This window comes from Natrinema gari JCM 14663, from assembly GCF_000337175.1.
In the GTDB taxonomy this organism is placed as follows: domain Archaea; phylum Halobacteriota; class Halobacteria; order Halobacteriales; family Natrialbaceae; genus Natrinema; species Natrinema gari.
The window spans coordinates 1-1,079 of the sequence record NZ_AOIJ01000026.1 but is presented as its reverse complement, the minus strand read 5'-3'; the positions used below and the strand labels follow the sequence as shown (position 1 = coordinate 1,079).

Sequence of the window (1,079 nt, the reverse complement as noted above, 5' to 3'; positions counted from 1 at the left end):
GTCCGTGCGTGAGTGTCGGAATTTGAAGTGCCGGAATATCCTGTTGATGGACGTCGACCCATGGGGCTCCGGTCTCAAGAGTGGGTGAAAAAGGTATCTGAGTGTCGGTCTTTGAACGGTTAGGCGACGTTCCGGCAGACGCACGTCTGACGCTAGGGACTCGACCGGTGCTCCAGTGAAACAATCAATTCCATGGACGTCCGCTCGCGACGCTCTTTCTAGAAACAACTCAACCCATGGCGTGGGCTCGAGGACGGTCGCCGTCACTCACGAAACGAACCCCATGGGAGCCCCAGCGATCTAGAAAACAGACACACCTCATGGAGGAACAAGATCGACGACGATTCCCCCTTAGTCATAGAATCCCATTAGTCAGGGGGCCAGAAGTAATAGAATTCCATGACCGGCTCGTACTCTCGAGAACGAGCGTAACTAGGGGGTCAGACCGTGGACGAGTCTTCAGCGCATGGCGGGGGTGTTGACAGAAATACCGTCTTCGTGCGTCGATCTCCTCTAATCAGGAGCGAGACATCCTGCTCTCACTTGTCGTACCTTTAGGGGTGGACCTTCCTCCCCTATTTGCTCGAACTGTGACGGTTCAGCAATCCGAACGGCGGCACGAGACCTGTTGTGGTGTCGGTGTCGGCTGGCTCTGCTCCGGGCATGGCACCGCCGGGCAGTCACCCCCCGAGCGACCGGCCACAGTGTACGGCGGTGACCGTCGACGGCACGCAGTGCGGGGACGTCGTCATCCCGGGGCTCGAGGTGTGCCACCTCGGGCAGAGCGACAACGTCGCCACACGCGACGACCCGGCCGGCGGCGAGTGCAACGGTGAGGAAGAACACCCGCCTAACGAGATACTCGGCGAGGAGTGAACGACTGAAGACGATCGTCGTCTGAAAGAGAACTACTCGCTGTACTCCCAGTTGATCTCCACGTCGATCTCCTTCGCTGCTCGGGTGGAGAGGTCTTGGTCATCTGCACTGGTCGGTATGCTGAACGCACTTCCGAAGAGCGAGCGGCCGAGATACGCCCCATAGGCAGTGGGCTCCCACCCATCTCGACTGCCGGTGACGAG

1 protein-coding gene is annotated in these 1,079 nt (G+C 59.3%); it reads left to right on the top strand.

Annotated elements, in window-relative coordinates; translation table 11 throughout:
- Positions 1–714: 714 nt before the first annotated feature.
- Entirely contained in the window at positions 715–876 is a 162-nt protein-coding gene (locus tag C486_RS21270; RefSeq protein WP_160164283.1) for a hypothetical protein, read from the top strand.
- Positions 877–1,079 lie beyond the last annotated feature (203 nt).